Below are 7,196 nucleotides of genomic sequence, written 5' to 3'. Positions count from 1 at the left end.
TGGTCGATCTTGAGCTGGTCGAGCGGCAGGCGCTTGAGGTAGGACAGCGACGAATACCCCGTGCCGAAGTCGTCCAGCGAAAAGCCCACGCCATAGGCCTTGAGCTGGCCCATCTTGCCCACCGTGTCCTCCACGTCCTGCAACAGCAGGCTTTCGGTCATCTCCAGCTTGAGCAGGCGGCCGTCGGCGCCCGAGCTGGCGAGCGCCGCCAGCACCTGGGGCACGAAGCCGGCCTGGTGAAACTGGCGCGGACTCACGTTGACGGCCAGGCTCAGCCCGGCCAGCTCGGGCTGCTGCGCCCAGGCGGCCAGGCGCTGGCAGGCCGCCTGCAGCACCCATTCGCCCAGCGGCAGGATGAGGCCCGTCTCTTCCGCCAGCGGAATGAAATGCGCGGGCGAGATGAAACCATCGCGCGGATGGCGCCAGCGCAGCAGCGCCTCGGCGCCGATGATGCGGCCGTGGTCGGTCTGGGGCTGGTAGTACAGCTCGAACTGCCCCTGGGCCAGGCCCACGCGCATGTCCAGCTCCAGCTCGGCCCGGGCGGTGACGGCGGCCTGCATGCGGGGGTCGTAAAAGCGCAGGGTGTCGCGCCCTGCATCCTTGGCCTGGTACAGGGCCAGGTCCGCGCGCTTGAGCAGCTCGTCCACCGTCTCGCGCATGTCGCTGAAGATGGTGATGCCCATGCTGATCGAGCTGTGGTGCTCGCCGCCATCCAGCTCGTACGGCTCGCGCAGCACGGCCAGAATGCGCTGGCCCACTTCCTCGCTGCGCGCGGCGGCGTCCTCGGGGCTTTCGGCCAGGTCCTCCAGCACCACCACAAACTCATCACCGCCCAGGCGCGCCACGGTGTCGTCCTCGTGCACGCAGCTGCGCAGGCGGTGCGACACGTGCTGCAGCAGCGTGTCGCCCCGGTCATGGCCGCGGGTTTCGTTCAGCGTCTTGAAGTTGTCCAGGTCCAGCAGCATCAGCGCGCCGCTGCGCTGGTGGCGCGCGCTGGTGGCCAGGGCCTGCTGCAGGCGGTCCAGCAGCAGGCGCCGGTTGGGCAGGCGGGTGAGCGGGTCGTAGTACGCCAGAGAGTTGATCTCTTCCTCGGCCGCTTTGCGCTGGCTCAGGTCCTGCATGGTGATCAGGCGCCCCCCATCCACGAAGATGCCGGAGATCTCCACGGGCTTGAGGCTTCCGTCCGCGCAGCGGATGGTGTATTCGTCCAGCGGAATCACGCCCAGCGCACGGGCGCCCGCGAGCTTCTGGCGTGTCGCCACGCGCTCGGTGGCATCGGGGTAGGCCCGCTCCCACCAGGTATTGGCGTCGGGCACGGCCTCCTCGGTGTAGCCGCAGATCTGCACGTAGCGCTCGTTGCGGAAGCTGATGGTGCCGTCGTCCTGCACCACGCACAGGCCCACGGGCAGGCGCTCCAGGATGTTGCGCAGGCGCTGCTCGTTGGCCCGCAGGTTGTCTTCCATCTGCTTGCGCGAGGTGATGTCCTGCACCACGACCATGTGGTGCTCGGGGCCCTCGGCGGGCGTCCACATCTTCGAGACCGTGACGTCCACCCACACCGCGTGCCCGGCCTTGTGCAGGTAGCGCTTTTCGAGCCGGTATTCGGGCGTGGCGCCGTCGCGCAGTGCCTGCATCGGGGGCGCCTCACCCGCGAGGTCGTCCGGGTGGGTGATGGCCCGCATGCTCAGGCCCTGCAACTCATCGGGGGTGTAGCCCAACATGTCGGCAAGGCGCTGGTTCACGCGCAGGAAGCGGCCGGTGTGCGCGTCCAGCTGCGCCACGCCCATGCTGGCCTGGTTGAACAGGGCCCGAAACCGCTCTTCGCTCTCGCGCCGGGCATCGTCGGACATTTGCGCCCGGGCCAGCGCCAGCGCCCGCTGGCGCACGAGCAGGCCCACGGTGGTGGCCGCCAGCAGTGCGACCAGAACGCCCACCACCCCAGCCAGAAGCGGCAGGCGCGCTTCGGACGGCGAAAGAAACGAACGCGTGGGGTGAAACGTCAGCCGCCAAAGCCGGTCGTGCACTTCCACATCGCGTACGTGCGGGGCGCTGCCGGGCAGCGCGGCGGACGTTTTTTCCAGCAGCGGCCGCACGGTGGTGTCGCCGGTGCCCGGGCGCACGGGCCCGTGGTCGGCCATGGACACCGCAATGCCGTTCAGATAGCCCTGGTGGGCCAGCCCCTGCACCAGGTCGTACACGCGGATGGTGGACGCCACAGCGCCCATGAAGCGCTGCTCTGCCGCGCCCGCCGTGGGGTCGAACACCGGCACGCGGATCACCACGCCCGCGCGGTGCGACTCTTCCTGCAGCAGGTCGAACGGGGCGGACACCACAGTCTCCCCGCTGTCGCGGCTGTAGCGCATGGCCGCCAGATTGGTGGGCTGGGCGCTGATGTCGAGCCCCAGCACGCCCTCATTGCCCAGCATGGGCCACAGGTATTCGGCAACGAAGTATTCGGGCCGCTCGCCCGGAGGGTGGATGGCGAAGGTGGGAAACCCCTCGGGCGACAGCGAGGTGTCGGCGCGCACGCGGGCCTCGAATTCCGCCTTGCCCGCGCCGGGCACCCAGCGGGTGAACGACAGGTTGCGCACGCCCGGGTAGCGCTGGCCCACCTCGATCTGGCTGGCGGCGCGCTCGAAATCCAGGCGTGTCAGCTGCGGGTTGGCCGTGAACAGGCCGCGCAGGCCCAGCACCACTTCGGTGTGCGCTGCAATGCGCTGGCTCAGCGTCTCTGTGAACGCGCGCGCTTCCTGCACGAACCGGGCCTGCTCCACCTGTGCCGTCGACTCCGCCTGCTGCTGCGCCAGGCCCCAGGTCAGCAGCAGGCCCAGCAAGCCAACGGCCAGCCCCGCCAGCCAGTGCCTGTAACCACCTGTGCGTGGCAAGGGGGACGGCTGGGCCCGCTGGAGTGAGTCAGGACGAGACAGAAACGGTGCCTTTGCGTGGGATGGCCCGGGGATGGCCGCCGGGAAACAGAGCGCAGGATAGCGGGAATCCGCACGCCCGGCGGCAAACATGTAGTTACAGTGAAAAAAATCAGAAAAAAGTGCGCTGAGCGCAACACCATCCGGCCACAACAGCTATTAATTGATGAGCAGACAATGGTGCCTGGAGCACAATGGAGCGGCATCTCTCTATGGCGTACCCGCGCACCTTCCCCACTACCTCGCGCACCATGCACAGCATTTCATCCCTGAACGTGGTGGAGCTTCTGCTGGATGCGGTGTGCATGGTCGAGCCCGACAGCACCATTGTGTATGTGAGCCCCGCGTTCGAGCGCATCTTTGGCTACACGCCCCAGGAAGTGATCGGCCGGCGCATGCTGGACATGGTGCACCCCGAGGATCTGGCGGTGACCGCGCAGCAGGCGCAGAACGTGATGGACGGTGAACTGCAGCTGCAGTTCGAGAACCGCTACATCCGCAAGGACGGCAGCGTCGTGCACGTGCGCTGGACGGCGCGCTGGGTGCCCGAGCGCAACGTGCGCCTGGCGGTGGCCCACGACATCACCGAGCGCAAAATTACCGAATTCCTGCAGGCCGCCACCTATGCCATCTCGGAAGCGGCGCATGCCGCCCGCACCCTGCACACGCTGTTCGAGCGCATTCACCAGATCATCGGCACCTTGCTCGACGCCACCAACTTCTCGGTGGTGCTGTACGACGCGGCCACGGACACGCTGAGCTATCCCTACCACGCGAACCGGCACCACGGCGCCCCGGGCGTGCGGGCGCTGGCCGACGACGCCCTGTGCGCCCAGGTGGTGCGCGAAGGGCGTGCCGTGCTGCATGCGCCCCCGCAGGACGAAGGCACGGCAGAGCCCGCAGCAGGGCCCGAAGGCGCCGCAGCCGCCGACCCCAGGCCGCGCTGCTGGCTGGGCGTGCCGCTGCAGTCCGCCGCCGGCCCCATGGGCGCGCTGGTGCTGCAGGCCTATGGCGAACAGTCGCGCTACACCGACAAGGATGTGGAGCTGCTGCTGTATGTCTCGACCCAGGTGGCTGCCGCCATCGAGCGCCAGCAGATGCACGAGCGGTTGCAGCACATGGCGCAGTACGACCACCTCACCCACCTGCCCAACCGCCAGCTCTTTCTGGACCGGCTCAAGACCGCACTGGCCCGCGCGCAGCGCGACCGCACGCTGCTGTCGCTGCTGTTCATCGATCTGGACCGCTTCAAGGAAGTGAACGACACCCTCGGCCATGCCGTGGGCGACCTGCTACTGCAGCGTGTGGCCCAGCGGCTGCTGGGCTGCGTGCGCGCGTCCGACACGGTGGCGCGGCTGGGGGGGGACGAGTTCGTGTTGCTGCTCGAAGGCGGCCATGCGCGCGAACATGCGGCAGCTGCCGCCGACAAGGTCCTCGCGGCCTTCAGTGCGCCGTTTGACCTCGACGGCATCGCCCTGCCCGTGCGGCCCAGCATCGGCGTTGCCATCTATCCTGACCATGGCAGCGAAGACCACCAGCTGCTGGGCCGCGCGGACGCCGCCATGTACGCGGCCAAGAAAGGCGGCGGTGGCCGGGTGCAGATGGCCCCGCCCGCACCCGGCCCGGCCTGAGCCGACGACGCGGCCGGCCGATCTCAAAGGCAGACCCGCTACAGGGAAAAGCCTTCCTCCACGCCGCCGGGCGGCACAATCGCGCACGGCTCCAAGCTGAGCTGCGCCCACAAACCCCACACTTTGACTCCACTCCTGTCTCCAGACACCATGCTCTACAACAGCCTCCAGTTGCTCCATGTCCTGTCCGTGATCGTCTGGGTCGGCGGCATGGTGTTTGCCCATTTCTTTCTGCGCCCGGCCGCGCTTCAGCTCGAACCACCAGAGCGCCTGCGCCTGATGCACGAGGTGCTGCGGCGCTTTTTTGCGGCCGTCAGCGTGGCGGTGCTCGTGGTGCTGGGCACCGGCCTGTGGATGGTGGGACGCGTGGCCAAGCAGACGGTGCAGGCCGGCGGCAGCTTTGCCATGCCACTCGACTGGACGATCATGGCCGCCCTGGGCCTGGTGATGATGGCCATTTTCGGCCACATCCGCTTCGCGCTGTTCAAGCGCCTGCAGCGCGCGGTGGCAGCGTCCGACTGGCCTGCCGGCGGGCAGGCGCTGGCGGCGATCCGCACCTGGGTGAGCGTCAACCTGGCGCTGGGCGTGACGATTGTGGCCATCACCTTGCTCTACTAAAAAAGACACAGCGCACAAGCCCTCTCGCGCACACGGGTCGCGGCGCTCCTCTACGATCGGGCGGCCGCGCGACCCCACCACCGCAACGCGCGCGAGGAGCCTGGACCCGTGTTGTTGTTGAAGTATTTCGAAAGCCGCCTGCCCCCTTATCCCCCCGCAGAACCCCACTTGCCGCCGAAAGCCTTCATGGCGTTCGTGTGGGATGGCACCCGGGGCCTGCGCGGCTATGTGGCCGCGATGGCGGGGCTTTCTGCCGCGATCGCCGTCTATGAAGCCATGCTGTTTGCCGTGCTGGGACATGTGGTGGACTGGCTGTCGACCACCGCCCCCAGCACCTTGTGGGCCGAGCGCAAGGTGGCGCTGATCGGCATCGCCGCACTGCTGCTCACCTCGGTGGCCCTGGTGGCCTGGCAGACCAGCATCAAGCACCAGGTGCTGGCCATCAACTTCCCGCTGCGGCTGCGCTGGAACTTCCACCGCCTGATGCTGGGCCAGAGCATGGCCTTCTATGCCGACGAGTTCGCGGGCCGCATCACCACCAAGATCATGCAGACCGCGCTGGCCGTGCGCGACATGATCTTCACGACCACCGACGTGGTGATCGGGATGGGCATCTACCTGGTCACCATTCTCGTGCTGCTGGCGGGCTTTGATGCGCGCCTGCTGGCCCCGTTTGCCGCGTGGATGGTCGCCTACGGCCTGGCCTGCTGGTACTTCGTGCCCCGCCTGGGCCAGGTGGGCAAGCAGCAGGCCGACGCCCGCTCGGTGATGACCGGGCGCATCACCGACGCCTACACCAACATCGCCACCGTCAAGCTGTTCTCGCACACGCGGCGCGAGTCCGAGTTCGCGCGCGCCGCCATGGACGCCTTCAAGCTCACGGGCTATGCGCAGATGCGCCTGGTGAGCCTGTTCGAGATCGTCAACCAGCTGCTGGTGGTGGCCATGATCCTGGGCGCCTGCGGCACGGCGCTGTGGCTGTGGTCTGCGGGCGAGGTGGGTGCGGGCGCGGTGGCCGCCGTCACAGCCATGACGCTGCGGGTGTCGGGCCACGCGCACTGGGTGATGTGGGAGATGACCACGCTGTTCGAGAGTGTGGGCACCATCCAGGACGGCATCAACACGCTGACGAAGCCGCGCACGGTGGTGGATGCGCCCGATGCGCAGCCCCTGGCCGTGACGCGGGGCGAGGTGCGCTTCGAGAATGTGAGCTTTTCGTACGCCGACGGGCCGCAGGCCCGGCCCGTCATCGACCGGCTGAACCTCACCATCCGGCCCGGCGAGAAGATCGGGCTCATCGGCCGCTCGGGGGCGGGCAAGTCCACCCTGGTCAACCTGCTGCTGCGCTTTCACGATGTGCCGTCGGGCCGCATTCTCATCGACGGGCAGGACATTGCCCAAGTCACGCAGGACAGCCTGCGCCGCGCCATCGGCATGGTCACGCAGGACACCTCGCTCCTGCACCGATCCATGCGCGACAACATCCTGTATGGCCGCCCCGATGCCAGCGACGCCGACATGCACATGGCCGCCCAGCGCGCCGAGGCGGCAGACTTCATCGCCAGCCTCAGCGACCTGCAGGGCCGCCAGGGCTATGAGGCGCATGTGGGCGAGCGCGGCGTCAAGCTCTCGGGCGGGCAGCGCCAGCGCGTGGCCATCGCCCGCGTGATGCTGAAGGACGCGCCCATCCTGCTGCTGGACGAAGCCACCAGCGCGCTCGATTCGGAGGTCGAGGCCGCCATCCAGCGCAGCCTGGCCAGCCTGATGCAGGGCAAGACCGTGATCGCCATTGCCCACCGCCTGTCCACCATCGCCGCCATGGACCGCCTCATCGTGATGGACGCCGGCCGCGTGGTGGAGGAAGGCACGCACGCTCAGCTGTTGGCGCTGGGCGGCGTGTATGCCCGGCTGTGGGGGCACCAGAGCGGCGGGTTTCTGGGTGACGAAGACGACGAGGGCTAAGAGCCATCCCTTTCAAGGTCTTTTTCCCTCGGCCTGTTTGAGGACGCGTGCGGTGGACACA

The 7,196-nt window shown here is 68.2% G+C and carries 4 protein-coding genes; 3 read left to right on the top strand and 1 reads right to left on the bottom strand.

The genetic code is table 11. The features are described 5' to 3' along the window. On the bottom strand, positions 1-2,885 hold a 2,885-nt coding region (locus ACOQFS_RS21880), incomplete at its 3' end, for a bifunctional diguanylate cyclase/phosphodiesterase (protein WP_421564910.1). Positions 2,886-3,175: 290 nt separating this feature from the next. Between ACOQFS_RS21880 and ACOQFS_RS21875 the strand changes: the two genes are divergently transcribed. The 3 genes from ACOQFS_RS21875 (at position 3,176) to ACOQFS_RS21865 (ending at position 7,135) form a co-directional block, all read left to right on the top strand. Next, a complete protein-coding gene (locus ACOQFS_RS21875) occupies positions 3,176-4,555 on the top strand; it encodes a diguanylate cyclase domain-containing protein (protein ID WP_421564909.1) in 1,380 nt (459 codons plus the stop codon). Between the two features lie 150 nt (positions 4,556-4,705). Continuing rightward, positions 4,706-5,173, top strand: a complete 468-nt coding sequence (locus ACOQFS_RS21870; RefSeq protein ID WP_421564908.1) for a CopD family protein — start codon at positions 4,706-4,708, stop codon at positions 5,171-5,173. Between the two features lie 114 nt (positions 5,174-5,287). Continuing rightward, the gene (locus tag ACOQFS_RS21865) at positions 5,288-7,135 is read left to right on the top strand and encodes an ABC transporter ATP-binding protein (RefSeq protein ID WP_421564911.1); all 1,848 of its coding nucleotides are present in this window, start codon (positions 5,288-5,290) and stop codon (positions 7,133-7,135) included. Positions 7,136-7,196: the final 61 nt, after the last annotated feature.

This window comes from Paracidovorax sp. MALMAid1276 (assembly GCF_049198005.1).
Classification (GTDB): Bacteria; Pseudomonadota; Gammaproteobacteria; order Burkholderiales; family Burkholderiaceae_C; genus Acidovorax.
This window is presented reverse-complemented; position numbering and strand designations above follow the sequence as displayed.